General features: G+C 67.1%; 15 protein-coding genes and 1 pseudogene. 7 read left to right on the forward strand and 9 right to left on the reverse strand.

Annotated features, from left to right (window positions below; genetic code table 11):
- Positions 1–4: 4 nt before the first annotated feature.
- The 8 genes and pseudogenes from DB31_RS41585 to DB31_RS41615 form a co-directional block, all read right to left on the reverse strand.
- Positions 5–811, reverse strand: a complete 807-nt coding sequence (locus DB31_RS41585) for a T6SS immunity protein Tli4 family protein (RefSeq protein WP_157232414.1) — start codon at positions 809–811, stop codon at positions 5–7.
- A gap of 184 nt (positions 812–995) precedes the next feature.
- Positions 996–2,075 (reverse strand): succinyl-diaminopimelate desuccinylase, encoded by a 1,080-nt coding sequence (gene dapE, locus DB31_RS41590; protein ID WP_044198824.1) that lies wholly within the window; start codon positions 2,073–2,075, stop codon positions 996–998.
- A gap of 34 nt (positions 2,076–2,109) precedes the next feature.
- Positions 2,110–3,009 carry an SLATT domain-containing protein gene (locus DB31_RS41595; protein WP_044198826.1) on the reverse strand — a complete coding sequence of 300 codons (900 nt, stop codon included), beginning with the start codon at positions 3,007–3,009 and terminating at the stop codon, positions 2,110–2,112.
- 11 nt (positions 3,010–3,020) lie between these two features.
- Positions 3,021–3,635: a dimethylsulfonioproprionate lyase family protein gene (locus tag DB31_RS41600; protein ID WP_044198827.1), complete on the reverse strand. Its 615-nt coding sequence runs from the start codon at positions 3,633–3,635 to the stop codon at positions 3,021–3,023.
- A 69-nt stretch (positions 3,636–3,704) separates the two neighbouring features.
- Positions 3,705–4,529 (reverse strand): 2,3,4,5-tetrahydropyridine-2,6-dicarboxylate N-succinyltransferase, encoded by an 825-nt coding sequence (locus DB31_RS41605; RefSeq protein WP_044198829.1) that lies wholly within the window; start codon positions 4,527–4,529, stop codon positions 3,705–3,707.
- Positions 4,530–4,580: 51 nt separating this feature from the next.
- On the reverse strand, positions 4,581–4,901 hold the full coding sequence (locus DB31_RS41610) for a hypothetical protein (protein WP_044198830.1): 321 nt from the start codon (positions 4,899–4,901) through the stop codon (positions 4,581–4,583).
- Between the two features lie 89 nt (positions 4,902–4,990).
- Positions 4,991–5,173: pseudogene (locus DB31_RS47405) on the reverse strand (Rdx family protein); the annotation flags it as partial.
- A gap of 178 nt (positions 5,174–5,351) precedes the next feature.
- On the reverse strand, positions 5,352–6,137 hold the full coding sequence (locus tag DB31_RS41615) for a hypothetical protein (protein ID WP_044198832.1): 786 nt from the start codon (positions 6,135–6,137) through the stop codon (positions 5,352–5,354).
- An 81-nt stretch (positions 6,138–6,218) separates the two neighbouring features.
- Between DB31_RS41615 and DB31_RS41620 the strand changes: the two genes are divergently transcribed.
- The 4 genes from DB31_RS41620 (at position 6,219) to DB31_RS41635 (ending at position 10,393) form a co-directional block, all read left to right on the forward strand.
- Entirely contained in the window at positions 6,219–7,658 is a 1,440-nt protein-coding gene (locus DB31_RS41620) for a pyridoxal phosphate-dependent decarboxylase family protein (RefSeq protein ID WP_044198833.1), read from the forward strand.
- A 48-nt stretch (positions 7,659–7,706) separates the two neighbouring features.
- Complete coding sequence (locus DB31_RS41625) at positions 7,707–8,486, forward strand: hypothetical protein (RefSeq protein WP_044198835.1); 780 nt, start codon at positions 7,707–7,709, stop codon at positions 8,484–8,486.
- Positions 8,487–8,612: 126 nt separating this feature from the next.
- Positions 8,613–9,830, forward strand: a complete 1,218-nt coding sequence (locus DB31_RS41630; protein WP_044198836.1) for an AAA family ATPase — start codon at positions 8,613–8,615, stop codon at positions 9,828–9,830.
- A complete protein-coding gene (locus DB31_RS41635) occupies positions 9,827–10,393 on the forward strand; it encodes a hypothetical protein (protein ID WP_044198837.1) in 567 nt (188 codons plus the stop codon). The genes DB31_RS41630 and DB31_RS41635 overlap by 4 nt, the downstream gene beginning before the upstream one ends.
- Here the strand turns inward: DB31_RS41635 and DB31_RS41640 are convergent.
- Positions 10,390–11,196, reverse strand: coding sequence for a CPBP family glutamic-type intramembrane protease (locus DB31_RS41640; RefSeq protein WP_044198838.1), 807 nt, complete (start codon positions 11,194–11,196; stop codon positions 10,390–10,392). The genes DB31_RS41635 and DB31_RS41640 overlap by 4 nt on opposite strands.
- A 215-nt stretch (positions 11,197–11,411) precedes the next feature.
- Between DB31_RS41640 and DB31_RS41645 the strand changes: the two genes are divergently transcribed.
- From DB31_RS41645 to DB31_RS41655, 3 genes are all read left to right on the forward strand, one after another.
- Entirely contained in the window at positions 11,412–13,019 is a 1,608-nt protein-coding gene (locus DB31_RS41645) for an AsmA family protein (protein WP_240487224.1), read from the forward strand.
- 233 nt (positions 13,020–13,252) lie between these two features.
- Positions 13,253–14,953, forward strand: coding sequence for an ABC transporter substrate-binding protein (locus DB31_RS41650; protein ID WP_044198840.1), 1,701 nt, complete (start codon positions 13,253–13,255; stop codon positions 14,951–14,953).
- Between the two features lie 15 nt (positions 14,954–14,968).
- Entirely contained in the window at positions 14,969–15,946 is a 978-nt protein-coding gene (locus tag DB31_RS41655) for an ABC transporter permease (protein ID WP_044198842.1), read from the forward strand.
- Positions 15,947–15,967 lie beyond the last annotated feature (21 nt).

Raw genomic sequence — 15,967 nt, forward strand, 5'->3', positions numbered from 1 at the left:
CCCCTCAGAGGGGCTCCATCCAATCCACCCGGGAGACCGGGAGCAGGTGGCGCACGGACTCCAGCGTCTCGTCCCAGAGGCGAGCCTTGACCGTCCGCTCGCGGGCCGTCGAGTGCATGGTGAGCTCGATACATGGAGCGCAGGGATCTCCCGCCAATCCTGGGTACTCCCAGCCCCAGGTCAGGCGCTCTTCGCTCCCCTCCTTCACCAGGATGATCAGCTCTTCTCCCTCGAAGCCCGCGACCTGGCGAGGTCCTGTCCGAACGACAGTGACTTCCCGCGCTCCGTGGAGCCCCAAGGCCAACGCGCGCTGCAGACGGTGCATGAGCCCACCCTCTGGATCGGCCTCGGCCGCGGGGCGGCTGCCCAGCTCCATCCTCAGATCCAGAGGGACTTCCTCGAACTGCACGAGGACCTGCTCGACGCCCAGCGGCGGGAGGGTGACCGCCCCACGCTCCAGATAGAACCAACCCTCGGGCGGAGGAGTGGCCCGTAGCTCGAACGAGCGATAGGAGTGCGCCACCATCTCGAGCCGCGACAGCGCCTGCTCCGGGACTTGCGGATCCTGAGCGCATTCCATCCAGACACCGTGCGTGCCCGCGTCCAGCAGCGCGAACCAGGTCTTCTGGTTCACATCGTCCTCGCTGTCATGGGCCAGCACACCGTGGCACCGGGGAGCAATGTCACGCTGCTCGATGAGGAGCTCCCGAGCGCCCACGGGCAACCGCCGCTCAGCCAGCTTCCGGAGCCAGTCGCTCCAGGCCTGCTTGTAGCCATTGGCTGCGGTCCACTCCACCTCTCGGAAGTGCACGGAGGAGAGGATCCTGTGCTCCTGCCATGCCCGCCGCACGGTCGGCGGCAGTGAGAGGGAGAATCGCCCTACACGGTACTCCTCGAGCACCCAGCCTCCTTGGTTGGCGGCGGTCTTGCGCCAGCCAGGAGACAGTATTCAGGGGGGCCTCCCGAGGATGTACCACCCAAGGGGTACGGCGGCCCTACCGGGCTTCGCGCAAGAACGCGGCGAGCTTCTCGTACGCCACCGCCAGCCCGGGGATGGGGGCGCTCTCGTTGGCCTGGTGGGCCTGCGCCGTCTCACCCGGCCCGTAATTCACCGCGTCCACGCCCCACTCGCCGAAGCGGGCCACATCCGTCCACGCCTGCTTCGACGCCGCAGGGAGCCCCGTCGCCGCCAGGAGCCGCCGGTACAGCGGGTTGTCCGCGCACACCCGCCCGCTCGGGGACAGGTCCGTGAACGACACCTCCACCCGGCCCGCCACCAGCGCCCGCACATCCGCCTGCGCCTGCTCCAGCGACTTGCCCGGGGCAAACCGGTAGTTGAGGTTCAGCTCCAGCGTGTCCGGCACCACGTTGCGCGCCCGGCCACCGTGGGCCAGCGTCACGCTCATCACCTCGAAGAAGGAGAAGCCTGAGTTCACCACCTCCACGCGCTCGCGCCCGAGCAACTCCGTCAGCAGCGGGCCCGCCTTGTGGATGGCGTTCTCTCCCTGCCACGGCCGCGCCGAGTGCGCGCTGCGCCCCGAGAACTTCAGCGTCGCGTGCAGCGTCCCCACGCACCCCACCTGCACCACCCCATCCGTCGGCTCCATGGCGATGCCGAAGCTCACCCGCTTCAGGTCCGGCCGCTTCTCGAAGAGCGGCCCCAGGCCGGACTCCAGATACGGGCCCTCTTCGCGCTCATAGAGGATCAACGCGAGGTTCACCGGCAGCTCTCTCAGCGGCAGGTCCTCGGCCAGCGCCATCATCACCGCCAGCCCGCCCTTCATGTCCGACGCGCCCAGCCCGAACACCCGCTCGCCCTCGATGCGCGCGGGACCATCGCTCGGATGCGCGGGCACCGTGTCCAGGTGTCCCACGAGCGCCACGGTGGGCCGCGGGTCATCCAGTCGGCCCACGACCATCGAGTGCCCGACCCGAATCACGGACTCGCGAGGGAAGCGCTCGAGCGCCCACCGCTCCACATGATCAGCGAGCGGACCTTCCTGCCCGATAGGACTGGGGATACGGCACAGGGTGAGCGTGGACTGGGCGAGGCGCGCGGCGAGCTGAGCGGTCATGAAGAGCGCCGCGCACCATAGACCTGTCCCCGGCTCAGTGCACCTGGAACACGTGGAGGGTCACCTCGCCCGCCTTGATGATCGTCACGTCCTCCGTCACGAGCGGCCGGCCGTCCTTCAGCAAGGCTTCCAGGCGCAGGCTCAGCAGCCCCGGGCCCAGCGTCGTCGCCACGCCAATGCTGGAGCCCGTGCCCTCGATTTCCTTGCCCGTGCCGAGCACCACCCGCCACCGGCTGTCCCGGAGGTTGTCGCTGCCGTCGACCTGGACCTTGATGGCGCCGTAGGCGGCCGAGGGCGCGGCAGCCAGGGCGGTGCGCTGCGCGTCCATCCGCTGCTCCAGCACCGCCAGGTGGCCCTTGAACTCAGCCATCCAGTCCTGCGTCTCCTGCCTCACCGTCGCGTTGACGTCGATGATGAAGGCCTGGAGCAGATCCAGCACCGCGGTGAGCCGCTGCTCCTTGGGCATCGTGGGTGACATCAATGCCAGCCGGGCCCAGCCGAACTGCAAGGCCTCCAGCTTCGAGTTGATCTCCTGATAGGCGGACACGTAGCGCATCCACCCTGAGGAGGCGCCGAAGTAGTTATCCAGACCGACGCAGGTGGCGCCCATCACCGCGAACACGGAGGCCAGCAGGCCCCACTTCTGGTAGGCCTGCTCGTTAGGGAGCAGCTGCACCAGGATGGGCGTGACGCTGGCCAGCGCGGTCAGAAAGATGGCCAGCATGCGCAGCCGCTGGCCCCACGTCTTCCGGATCGCCATGTTGCGCGAGTACCAACCCATCGCCTCGCGGCCCTTGTCCACGACGATGCGATAGAGCTCCTGAACCTCTTCGGGCTGCTCAGGCTGCGAGAGGACCGGGAGCACCAATCCCTGGAGGTTCTTCTCCGGCTTCTGACTGGGACCCGCGCTCCCCGCTATCTTCCCGTTGGCCATACCCCTGCTGCTTAGTCGAAGCTCGTCACTCCGTCGATGAGGGCGGCGGCGATGCAGGCGGGTCCCTCAATGGCCACGAAGTCGTGCGCGCTGCCCGACTCCTTCTCCAGGAGCTCGCCAGGCCAGACTTCGTTTCCCGAGTCCTCGCGGAACCCACCCTCGAGGACCAGGTTCCACTCATGACCGTGGTGGGTGTGCCGCGGGAAGCGCACGCCGGGCGCCAGCCGGACGAAGGCCGCCAGCATCCCGGACTTCGCCGGCCCCGTCTCCACCGGCATCAACTGCACCCCCTCCACGGGGCCCGGCATCCATGCGTCCGGGTCACTCAAGGACTCCAGCAGCGCCCGCGTCCGCTCGCGCGTGAGGTCGAAGAACGCGGCGACCTTCTCGGAGAAGCGGGCAAAGCGCCCAGGCCCCTCCATCTCGGCCACCACCCGCGCGAGCACTCCTGGCGGGGGCTTGCTGGGCACCACCAGGGCCGCCAGCCCCTCCACCCCAGGCGACAACCGGACCACCTCCGCGCGGCACTGCTCACAGCCCGCGAGGTGCTGTTCAGCCGCCTGCCGGGCCGACGGGTCCACCGTCCCCAGCAGCAGCTCCGGCAGAATGTCGTCCAGGTGGGCCATATCTCATCACACTTCCTCGGTCGTCACTCCCTCTACGGCCGTCACGAACCGATGGATTTCCCGTCCCACCTACACGGGAACAGCGAAGTCTCTCAATGCGGCATTGAGGCTGGTCTTCTGGTCAGTGCTCTTCGTCCGCTGGCCGATGATCAACGCGCAGGGCACGCCATACTTCCCGGCAGGGAACTGCTTCTCGCGCATTCCGGGGATGACCACGCTGCGAGCGGGCACGCGACCCTTGTGGATGCGCTCCTCGGGGCCGGTGACATCGATGATCTGCGTGGATGCGGTGAGCACCACGTTGGCACCAAGCACCGCCTCCTCCTCGACCACCACGCCCTCGACGACGATGCAGCGGCTGCCGATGAAGGCTCCATCCTCGATGATAACGGGCGAGGCGGTGGGCGGCTCGAGCACCCCACCCAGGCCCACGCCACCAGACAGGTGGACGTTGCGGCCCACTTGAGCGCAACTGCCCACCGTGGCCCACGTATCCACCATGGTGCCCGAGCCCACGCGCGCGCCGATGTTCACGTAGCCCGGCATCACCACCGCGCCCTTCTCCACGAAGGCGCCGTAGCGCACCACGCCCGGGGGCACCACGCGCACGCCGGCGGCCTGCAGGTTCTTCTTCAGCGGCACCTTGTCGTGGAACTCGAAGGGGCCTACCTCCATCACCTGCATCTCCGACACGGCGAAGAATAGGAGGATGGCTTCCTTCACCCAGGCGTTGACGCGCCAACCTTCCGGGCCCTTCTCGGCCACGCGCAGCTCGCCCGCGTCCAGGCGCGCCAGCGTCTCGCGCACGGCGGCCACATGATCGGCTTCCTTCAGCTTCGTCCGGTCGGCAAACGCCTCGGACACCTTCTGGGACAGCGCTTCAAGGGAGGACATGGCCCTCCTTTGAACCACAAATCCGGCCCGGCCGCCGCAATCCCGTGAGGCTCAGTCGTGGGCGTGTCCGGTGTTGGCGGCCTCGGCCAGCGGGTGGATATGCGTGGGAATGTCATGGAAGTACCGGTCCCCCACGGGCTCGTGCAGCTCGGACGGAGAGCCCTGAACGGACACGTGCCCACCCGTCACCGCCGTCACCCGCGAGAGCGGCACTGCGAACTCCTTGCGCCTGCGCGAGAAGCCCCAGGGCCGCACGTACATCACCTCGCGGCCAATGAGCATCACCCGCCCCAGCCGCTGGCCGTCCTGCGTTCGCACCTGCATTCCCGTTTGGATGGAGCGTCGCTCCACCGGCGAGTCCCACCAAGCCATGTGTCACCTCCGGCACAGTGCAAGGTGCGTCGGGGTTGGGACTCAAGCGAGAGGCCCCCAGAGGTCCAAGGGCTCTCTTCCTCCCTGGCTCAGCGTCCAAGCTCTTTGGACACTGCGTCGATGACCTCCTTCTCCGTGGGGAACGCGACGGTTTGTTTCTTCCAGACCGTCTTGCCGTTCACGGCGATGTCGAAGCTTCCCGACGGGCCAGGCTTCAGCTCTGAGTCCAGCTGCAACTCCTCCTTCAGGGCAACCGCCGCACGGACGGCTCGAGGCTTGTAGCCTCAGGCGTTGCAGTACGTGATGGTGATCTTCGCGTCGGCCATGGAGTGGCCTCCTTCTGGGTGGTCAGCGGGCACACCCGGGGTGCACCCGTACCTGGATAAATAGTGACAGGCCGGAGCGAGCGCCAATCCCAATGGGCCGCCCGGCCTGTTCCCATCCGCGAAGTCAGGGCTCCAGGTCCACTCCAGGGGACTCCTCCGGACGTTCGTCGTCCGGCTGGCCCTCGGTGAGGGACTGGGTTCCCTGCAGGGCCCCAATCATGCGCCCGAGGATGCGGATCCGTTCCTCCGAGTCCTTCACGAGCAGGTGCTTGCCCACAACGGAGGCCATTCCCCGGGAGCTCGCCGCCTGCTCGCACCAGGCGCTGGCAATCTGGGCCGCGGGCAGCCCTTCCACCGGAATGAGCTGAGTGATGAGCGGAGCGGGCTCCACCAGCAGGAGCCGCTCGAGTAATTCCTCACGCTCCTCCAACGAGAGCACGCCCTGGTTGTAGGTACTGCCCACGCCATAGTGGGCGCGCAGCAGCCCGAGGAGCCGGGCGGTATCCGTGTCCGGCAGCGCCAGCGAGACGCGCAGGTCCACCAGCGGTGCGGCCACGACGACGCTCATGCCCAACTCACTGGCCATCGCGGCCCCCAGCGCCCCCAGAGGCGCCGCCTCGGCGATAAGCCGGAAGCGGGTCTCCGGCAACCTCACTCCCACGGAGCTGTTGGAACCCGCCGGCGTGGCGGGCGCACCCTCCGGAGCCGAGGCAGGAGGCTCGGGCTCGGGAGACAGGCGCTTCAGCTCCAGGCGGCCCACGGGTGCATTGGAGTGGGAGACAGAGCTGCGCGGCGGCGGGGGACGGCCCCGGCAGGTGAAGGCCACCTCGGGCTCGGGACGGGCCTCGGGCTTCAGCGCGCCGCATCCGGTCAACGCGAGGATTCCTCCCGCGAGGATGATGTGTCTCATGGAAGCCTCAGTATGCCCGAAGCAGCCATGCTCGCGGGCTCCGGTTTTCCACGGGCGTCCCCCGGTCTACGGTGCGCCGCCATGCAGACCTTCCGAGACCGTGCCGCCGCCGCCTACGACGCCGAGCACTTCCGCCGCCAGGGGCACCAGCTGGTGGATCAGCTCGCCGACTACCTGGCGCGCGCCACCCGAGGTGAAGGGCTCCCCGTGCTTCCGTGGGCGCCTCCGGCGGAGAACGTGGCCCGCTTCCCGGGGACGTTCCCTGAGGAGCCCACTGGAGAGTTCTCCTCCTTCATGGAGCGGGTGCTCACCCACTCCCATCACCTGCACCACCCGCGCTACGTGGGGCACCAGGTGTCGTCGCCCCTGCCGCTGGCGGCGCTGTGTGACTTCGTCTCCGCGCTGCTCAACAACGGCATGGCGGTGTACGAGATGGGGCCGGTTTCCACCGCCATGGAGCACAACGTGGTGCGCTGGATGGCCGGACAGCTCGGCCTGCCGGAGAGCGCGGGCGGAGTGCTCACTTCGGGCGGATCCGCGGGCAACCTCACCGCGCTGCTCGCGGCGCGCCAGGCCAAGGCCGGGTATGACGCGTGGAGCGGTGGTTCCACCGCGGGCCCGCCCCTCACGGTGCTCGTCGCGGAGACGGCGCACTACTGCATCGCCCGCTCCACGAAGGTGATGGGCTGGGGCGCGGGAGGCGTCACCCCCGTGCCCGTGGACGCGAACTTCCGGCTCCGCCCGGATGCGCTGGAAGGTGCGCTCGCGGCCGCCACCCGGGCAGGACGCAAGCCCATCGCCGTGGTGGCCAGTGCCGGTTCTACTGCGACGGGGGCGTTTGATCCGCTCGACGCGGTGGCGGACTTCTGCGAGCGCCACGGCCTCTGGTTCCACGTGGACGGAGCCCACGGGGCCTCGGCGGTGCTGAGCCCCCGGTACCGCGCGCAGGTGAAGGGCATCGAGCGCGCGGACTCGGTGGTGTGGGACGCGCACAAGATGATGATGGTGCCCGCGCTGGTGACGGCGGTGCTCTTCCGCGAGGCCAGCCGCTCCTCCGAGGCCTTCGCGCAGGAGGCCAGCTACCTCTTCCAGGGCCAGGACACGCGGCGCTGGCACGACGTGGGACTGCGCACGCTGGAGTGCACCAAGGAGATGATGGCGCTCAAGCTCTACACGTGCCTGAGCCTGCTGGGCACGCGCCTCTTCTCGGAGTACGTGACGGAAACATTCGAGCTCTCGCGCCGCTTCGCCGAGCGCCTCCAGGCCTCGGGGGACTTCGAGGTGGCGGTGCCGCCGGACTGCAACATCGTCTGCTTCCGGCACACGCCGAAGGGGCTGCCGGCGTCGGAGTGGGACGCGCTCCAGTCCCGCCTGCGTGAGCAGCTCATCACCCGGGGCGACTTCTACCTGGTGCAGACCACCCTGCCGAAAGGTGTCTATCTGCGCACCACCCTCATCAACCCGTTAACAACGGACGCGGACCTGGAGGCCCTGATGGAGGCGGTGCGCCGGGCGGCGTGAAGACACGGGAGCCGCGCACGTCTCACGGGTATCTGGGAGACTGCGCCTATGAGCCGAGTCCGCCACTTGCTGTTCCTTGCTGCTGTGGGAGCGGGTGCCGCCGGGTGCCGCAGCGTGGGCCCGTCGGAAGTTCAACTCCCGGCGAAGCTGGACGCCCGCCTCCGGAGCAACGCCCAGGCCTGCGTCGAGCGCCTCAACCGGGACCGCACGCGCGCCCAGAGCGCCATGAACCTGTCGGACGTGCTGGTGCTGCTGGGAGCCAGTGCGGGTGCTGCGGGCAGCATCGCCGCCGCGTTCCTGACGAAGACCTCCTCCCGCCGGGCCTCCGCCTTGGTGGGGGCCATCGGTGCGCTAACGGCTGGGGCGCCCAAAACGCTCGATGATCCTGCGGACATCCTCACGAAGCGAGCGCGGGCCGAGCGTCACTGGGTGGTGGGCTACAAGGTGCTCACGCAGACGGTGATTGCTTCCACTCCGGAGTCCCTGGGAGCTCAGTCCAAGCAGGTGGCGGAGCTCACGGGGGACTCCGCGAAGGCGGCCATGGAGATCTCCAGCCAGCAGCGCCAGAAGGCGCTGCTCTACGTGCTGGACCGATTCATCGACTGCACCGCCGACCAGCCGCCGGAGAACTTCGAGGAACTGCCTGCCTCGGGCATCTTCGCCATCGGCAGCACGCCCGTGGCCAGCGCAAAGGCTCCGGAAGGCAGCCAGAAAATCGCTCCCGCAGACAGCCAGGAGGCCGTCCGCCTCTACGCCGCTTCTCCGGAGGCCTCGGACCGCACACTCCCCGAGGCCCCCCAGGAGTCCGGAACGACAACGCCTCCCTGACCGGTATTCTCGGCCACCAGCATCTGGAGGGCCGCTGCCGACCGTTGGGAGCCGAGAACGAAACGATTCAGCGGCCCGAGCAAGTACGCGGATGAACGACGGATAGGGGTGCTGTAGGTTGAGGCCATGCTGAGTTCGATTCGCTTCAAGGATTTCAAGAGCTTTGCCGACGCGGAGGTGAAGTTCGCGCCGCTGACGGTGCTCGTTGGAGCGAACGCATCAGGCAAGAGCAACCTCCTGGATGCCATCCGGCTGATGCAGGGACTGGGGCTCGGGTTCTCACTTGGGGAGGCTGTTCAGGGCCGACGGGAGGCCGGACGCGAAGTTTGGAAGGGACTTCGGGGTGGAATGGCTGGGCTGATCCGCAGCGGTCATCGCCAGACGGACTTGTCTCTCAAGTGGGCCTTGGAGGGCAAAGAATGGACTCACCGGCTCACCATCTCGACGGAGCCGCAACCGCTCATTCTTCCTGAATCATTCAATACCGGAGCAGAGGGCGCCACAGCGTTCGAGGTCATCGCCGACGGCAAAGGGGGGAAAACGGCCATCTTAGGTAACAAGTACAAAATGCCCAGTGCCGCACCACCCGATAGGAGCTTTCTGTATGACGCCTCCTTTATCCACAGCGTGCGGACAAAAGTGCAGCCTAAGAACCAAGTGATCGAGGTGGAGATGCCCAAGGCGGTGCGTCTTGTCCACCTCGCACTGCAAACCTCGGTGTTCCTCAACATCACACCCGAGCGGATGCGCGACTACTCGCAGCAGCAGGAGAAGGAGCTCGGCGCGGAAGGAGAAAATCTCTCCGCTGTACTCTGGAAGCTGTGCTTCGAGGAAGGCGCCCGTCAGGAGTGGGTGGACTGGCTGTCGGAGCTGTGCGCCCCGGAGCTCCAGGACCTCGACTTCATCTCAACAGAGCTGGGTGACGTCATGCTCGTCCTCATCGAGAAGGACGGAACGCGTACCCCGGCCCGGAGCCTCTCCGATGGAACGCTGCGCTTCCTCGGCACCCTCGTCGCTCTGCGGACCGCGCCTCCGGGCAGCATTCTCATGCTGGAGGAACCTGAAACGGGCCTGCATCCCCAGCGCATCCACCTGCTCGTCGAGGCCCTGGAGTCAGCGGCGCGTGAGCGCGGCATCCAGGTCATCGCCACCACACACTCCCCCCAAGTCCTGCAGTCCTTGTCCCCCGAGGCGCTGAAGAACGCTGTCCTCTGCGCCCGCAGCCCAGACCAGCCGGGCACGGTGCTCCGCCGGTTCGAGGACCTCCCCCACTTCACCGAGGTTTTGCCCCGCTCCAGCATCGACCGCCTCTTCTCGACGGGCTGGCTGGAGCGTGCGCTGTGAAGGTCCTCGTCATCCCCGAGGACCCCACGCTCGATCAGTACATCCTCAAGCCCATCGCCGAGGCACTCTTCCGGGACCTCGGGCGCAAGGCACGCATCGACGTGCTCCAGGATCCGCATCTCTCGGGCGTTGACGAGGCGCTTTCCCAGAAGGTTCTCGCGGACATTGTCACCGAGAACCCCATGGTGGATCTCTTCCTCGTGATGGTGGATCGGGACTGCAACCGCATGAAGAATGTGGAGTGCGCAGCAGAGCGTGAGGCTGAGCACCCACGTCGGCTCGTGGCATGCCTGGCGGTCGAGGAGGTTGAGGTGTGGATGCTCGCGCTCCACCGCGAGGAGCTGAGTGGCCGATGGCCCGAGGTCCGCTCCGACTGTGACCCCAAGGAGCGCTACGCCGAACCCTTCCTACGGGAGAAGGGCTGGCTGACGGAGGTGGGCAAGGGACGCAAGCACGCCATGCGCGAGTTGCCCACGCGCTGGTCGTCGCTGCTCTCGGTCTGTCCGGAACTGGCGGAGCTTCGCGATCGGCTGCAAAGCCTGCTGGCAGCCTCTTCCAGTTAAGAACCGCTCCCCGTCGTGGGCTCCACCTTCGCCGAGAAGCGGCTGAGCGGGAACGTGGCCACGAGCATGAGCACCATGGCCCCCACGCTCAGCCAGCCGAACCACTCCGGCTGAGGCAGCTCGGTGAGCCGCACCATGCCTCCCTGCTGGGGGTCAAAGCCGCTGCGCACGCGGTACATGACGTTGCCGCCCCAGTGCAGACCGATGGACAGCCACAGCGAGCCCGTGCGAGCCAAGGCCAGCGCGAAGGCAAGACCCAGCGCGGCCCACAGGGCGCAGTTGAGCAACGTCATCTGCGCGTAGACGGCGTGGTTGAGGATGTAGAGCACCGTTGTCACGAAAATGAGTGCTCTCGAGGGTAGGAGCGGCGACAGGTGCCGGAAGACGTACCCGCGAATGAGCACGTCATCCATCGCTGAGGACAAGAACATCCCGACCAGCGCCTGTGCGAGCAGCACGGCCAAGGGCGCGAAGTCGATGAAGCCCTCGAAGCGGAAGCCTCCCAGCGCCCACTCCACGCCATACGCGAGCCCTTTGACCGCGAACCCGGCCGCGAAGCCCAGCGCGAGGTTGCGTCCCCAGCCCATGTGCCGGAAGAAGCCGTAGCCGCGCAACCCACCCGCTCCGGTGAGCCGTCCCCATGCGTGGGCGAGGAAGAAGAAGGAGACGCCCACCGCAACGAACATCCCCGGGCCTCCGCTCAACAGCACCGGCAGGTACGAGTACACATCGAGCAGGACGAACCCCACTCCTGCGACGAGCAGCACCTTCCAAGTGGGAGACTTCGCGGCGAAGGGGTCCATGGAGCAGGTGCGCCTCATATCCCAATCCCCGCGAGGCAGCGGCACCGGGGACTCTTTCACCCGGAGGACACTCGCTCCTCAATAACGGAGCGAGGCCTCACACGGACTGCGAGCATGGCTCCTCCCTCAAGGACCCGATGCCCAGCCCCCACCTCCCAGAGCTCTCCCGCCCCCCGGCCCGCTGGCGCCGTCCCCTCCTCTGGACCCTAGGGGCCGTGCTCGTCCTGGAGGTGCTCTACAACGCCGTGCTCCTCACGGGCCTGCTGGCCACGGTGATCAACCACTTCACCCACGGACGCCCCAAGGTGGAGTGGAGCCGGGCCTGGAGCCTGGTGCCCGGCCGTGTCCATGTCCGGGACCTGAAGGTGGGCCAGCAGTCCGAGAACGGCATCTCCTGGCAGCTGGCGATGGATGACGTGCGGGTGAACCTGTCCGTGATCTCCCTGTTCAATCGGACGCTGAGCGCCGATTCGTTGGACGTTCGCGGGCTGAGCGTCCAGGTCCACTCGGGCCCCGAGAAGACGGAGGGCGACAAGCCCAAGGGTCCACCTCCCGAAAATCCCTGGAAGCTGTTCCTGCATGGCATCCACGTCCAGCAGGTCCACGAGGTGGCCGTGAAGGCCGTGCGGCTCACGGGGATCACCACGGCCTCCGGGAGCCTGGAGGTGGTACCCGGGCACCGCGTCTCCGTCCGGGACGCGAAGGTGCACCTTGGCCCCGGCGAGCTGGCCTACGCGGACGCCAAGATCGCGAACATCGACCAGGGCTCGGGAGAGTTCAGCCTCGAGACCCAGCGCAAGGATGCGGAGCATGGGCTCGACCTCATCACCGGCCTGACAGGAGGCCGACTCCAGTTCACTGCCACCCACCCCACCTTCCAGGAGCTGTCCTCGCTCACCTCTCGGCTCGCGGGCATCTCGTTGAAGGGCGGCGCGGGGAAGTTGGAGGTGGACCTCCACGTGAAGGAAGGCCGGCTCGCCAAGGGCACGGTGATCAAAGGCTCGGCGGAGCCGCTCCTGTTCTCGCTCGGTGCCCTGCGGCTGAAAGCGCCCTGGCAGTTCTACTCGGACGTGTACACCCACGAAGACGGCAAGGACCGGTTCGGGCTCAAGCTCACGCTGGGACCCGCGCGCGTAGACGGAGTCGAGGGGCTGGCCATGGAGGCGCCCGAACTGCTCCTGCTGCTGGGAGCGGACACGCCTCGCCTCGATGAACTCCCCGCGGATGCCCACCTCGAGTTCCAGGCGAAGGCTCTGCAGACCACCTGGGGTGGCGCGAAGATGAAAGGGCATGTCCACGTGACAGCCGACGCGCGGAAGCTCTCTCTTCAAAGTGGGAAGGTGGCGCTGCACGGAAGCCAGGTCCAGCTGCAAGAGGTCTCCGTGCGGACCGGCTCGGACGAGGAGCGTAACTGGGAGGGCACGCTGACCTTCCCGGAGGCCACGCTCGACCTGTCTCCTCTTTCAGCGCAGGGACGCTTCTCGGGGAAATTCTCCAACGCCGCGCCGTTCGTAGCCCTCCTCACCTACAAAGGGGCGCTGCCCGGGGTGCTGAAGCCGCTGCTCACCGCCAACAACCTGGGCCTGTCCGGTCAGGTAGCCCTGGGAGAGAAGGGCCTCAAGGTGGACAAGTTGCTGGCCAACGGCCAAGGGATCCTGCTGCACGGATTGGCGGAGAGCACCGGGGCCGCTCCCCATGCCATCTTCTTGGTGAAGATGGGGCCACTCTCCGTGGGAGTGGAGACAGGGGCCGGAGACACGCACGTCCAGGTCTTCAACGCGTCGAGCTGGTTCCGAGAGAAGACGGGCATCTCGAAGGAGTGAGCCCACGAAGCTCCCACCCGTGAACTCCCGGGGTCAGTGCCTCCACGTCCGCGCTGATATGCTTTGGCCACGCGGGGCTGATAACGCCATGCGCCGATAACGCTTTGCGTCGTCTCTCCACAGCGATAACGCCTTGCATCAATTAACGCCTTGCGTCGAAGAACTAATTTTTGAGAGCGCTTTCAAGCCTTGCAGTGAATGGCGTATACGAGGCGCTCCTAACGGAGGGATTCATGTCGCGCAGACTGCTGATGCTGTGTCTGTCTCTGATGTCGTTGGGAGGCCTCGCTCACTGTTCAAAGAGCCCCCAGGAGAGCGCGCAGCCTGCTCCGGCGGCTCCCACCACAGCCGCGGCCCCCGTGAAGGCCACGGCGATGACGGTCATCCAGGAGCAGCAGGCCTCGTGGATCCGCAACTTCAATCCCCTGATTGCTCCGGGCACCGCGCGCTGGCCCACGCGCGCGGGCGTCTACGAGCCGCTGATGGTCTACAACACGCTCAAGGGCGAGTTCGTGCCCTGGCTGGCCACCAAGAGCGAGTGGAGCCCGGACAACAAGAAGCTCACGCTGACCCTGCGCTCCGGCGTGAAGTGGTCGGACGGCCAGCCGTTCACGGCCAAGGACGTCGCCTTCACCTTCGAGCTCCTCAAGAAGCACAAGGCCTTGGACTTCCCGGCGGTGTGGAGCTTCCTGGAGGGAGTCCAGGCCAAGGACGACACGACGGTCGAGTTCAGCCTGACGCGTCCCTACGTGCCCGGCCTCGTCTACATCGTCCACCAGCCCATCGTGCCGGAGCACAAGTGGAAGGACGTCCAGGACCCGGTCACCTACACGAACGAGACGCCCGTGGCGACGGGCCCGTTCACCGAGGTGAAGGTGTTCCAGAACCAGATCTTCGAGCTGGGGCGCAACCCGCACTACTGGCAGCAGGGCAAGCCCGCCGTGGAGAGCCTGCGCTTCCCGGCCTACCCCGGCAATGATCAGGCCAACCTCGCGCTGCTCACCGGCGAGCTGGACTGGGCCGGCAGCTTCGTGCCCGACATCGAGCGCGTCTTCGTGGCCAAGGACAAGGAGAACAACCACTACTGGTTCCCGCTCGTCGGCAACACGACGACGCTCTACGTGAACACCGCCAAGAAGCCCTTCGACGACGTGCGCGTGCGCAAGGCCATCAGCATGGCCATCGACCGCGATCAGATCGTCAAGGTGGCCATGTATGGCTACACGCGGCCCTCGGACGCCACGGCGCTCAGCGACGCGCACGACCGCTGGCGCAGCCCCGAGGCCGTGGCCGCGGGTGACTGGACCAAGTTCGATCAGGCCAAAGCCAACGCCCTGCTGGACGAGGCGGGCCTGAAGCGCGGCGAGAACGGCATGCGCACCCTGCCGGACAAGACGCCCATGAAGTTCGACATCAACGTCGTCACCGGCTGGTCGGACTGGGTGCGCGCCGTGCAGCTCATCGCCCAGAACCTCAAGCAGGTGGGCATCGACGCCAGCCTGAAGACCTACGACTTCAGCCCCTACTTCGAGCGGATCCAGAAGGGCGAGTACGACATCAGCATCGGCTGGACGTCGGACGAGCCGACGCCGTACCACGTCTACCGCGACCTGATGGGGACCGAGACGCTCCGCCCGATCGGCGTGGTCTCCGCGCGCAACTGGAACCGCTTCGGCAGCAAGGAGGCCGATGGGCTGCTGCACGCCTTCGAGGCCACGAATGACCCCGCGGAGCAGAAGAAGATCGCCGGGCAGCTGCAGATGTTCTTCGTGCAGAACGCGCCGGCCATCCCGCTGTTCCCCGGCCCGTCCTGGGGCGAGTACAGCACGCGCCGCTTCACGAACTTCCCGAACAAGGACAACCCCTACGCGAAGCTCACGCCGAACAGCCCGCCCGAGAACCTGTTCGTCCTGGTCGAAGTGAAGCCCAAGTAAAGGCCCTCCGCTCCCGTGCGACACCTCCTGCGCAACCTGGGCCTGTACGCGGTGGCGGCGTGGGCCTCGCTCACGCTGAACTTCCTGATTCCCCGGCTCATGCCGGGGGATCCCGCCTCGATCATGTTCGCGCGCTTCGCGGGCCAGCTTCAGCCCGAGGCGATCGACGCCCTGCGCATCGCGTTCGGCTTCACGAACGAGCCGCTCTACCTGCAGTACTTCACCTACGTGGGGCACCTGTTCCAGGGGGAGCTGGGACTCTCCGTGGCGTACTTCCCCGCGAAGGTGACGGATGTGATCGCCACGGGCCTGGGCTGGACCATGCTCCTGGCTGGGGCCGCGGTGGTCATCAGCTTCGTGCTGGGCACGGGGCTCGGCGTGGTCGCCACGTGGAGGCGTGGCGGCTGGCTGGACTCGGTGATGCCCCCGGTGCTGGTCTTCCTGGGGGCGTTTCCCTACTTCTGGCTGGCGATGGTGCTGCTCTACGTGCTCGGGTTCGTGCTCGGCGCCTTCCCGCTGCGGCATGCCTACAGCGACATGCTCGCGCCCGCGTTCAGCGGTGAGTTCCTCCTCAGCGTGCTCCATCACCTGGTGCTACCGGCGTCAGCCATCGTGATCGCGACGCTCGGCGGCTGGATGCTCAGCATGCGCAGCACGATGGTGGGCATCCTCGCCGAGGACTACATCACCATGGCGAACGCCAAGGGCCTGTCCCAGAAGCGCATCATGTTCCACTACGCCGCCCGCAATGCCCTGCTGCCGAACATCACGGGCTTCGGGATGGCGCTGGGGTTCGTCCTCTCGGGCTCCCTGCTGACCGAGATCGTCTTCTCCTACCCGGGCCAGGGCTACCTGCTCATTCAGGCGGTGCGCAATCAGGACTACCCGCTCATGCAGGGCATCTTCCTGACCATCACGTTGGCCGTGCTGGCCGCGAACCTGCTCGTGGACATCCTTTACGTGTGGCTCGACCCCCGGACGCGCGCGCGCTGACGGGTAGGAAGGAAGGCGCCT

Origin of the sequence: Hyalangium minutum (assembly GCF_000737315.1) — a bacterium.
Taxonomy (GTDB): domain Bacteria; phylum Myxococcota; class Myxococcia; order Myxococcales; family Myxococcaceae; genus Hyalangium; species Hyalangium minutum.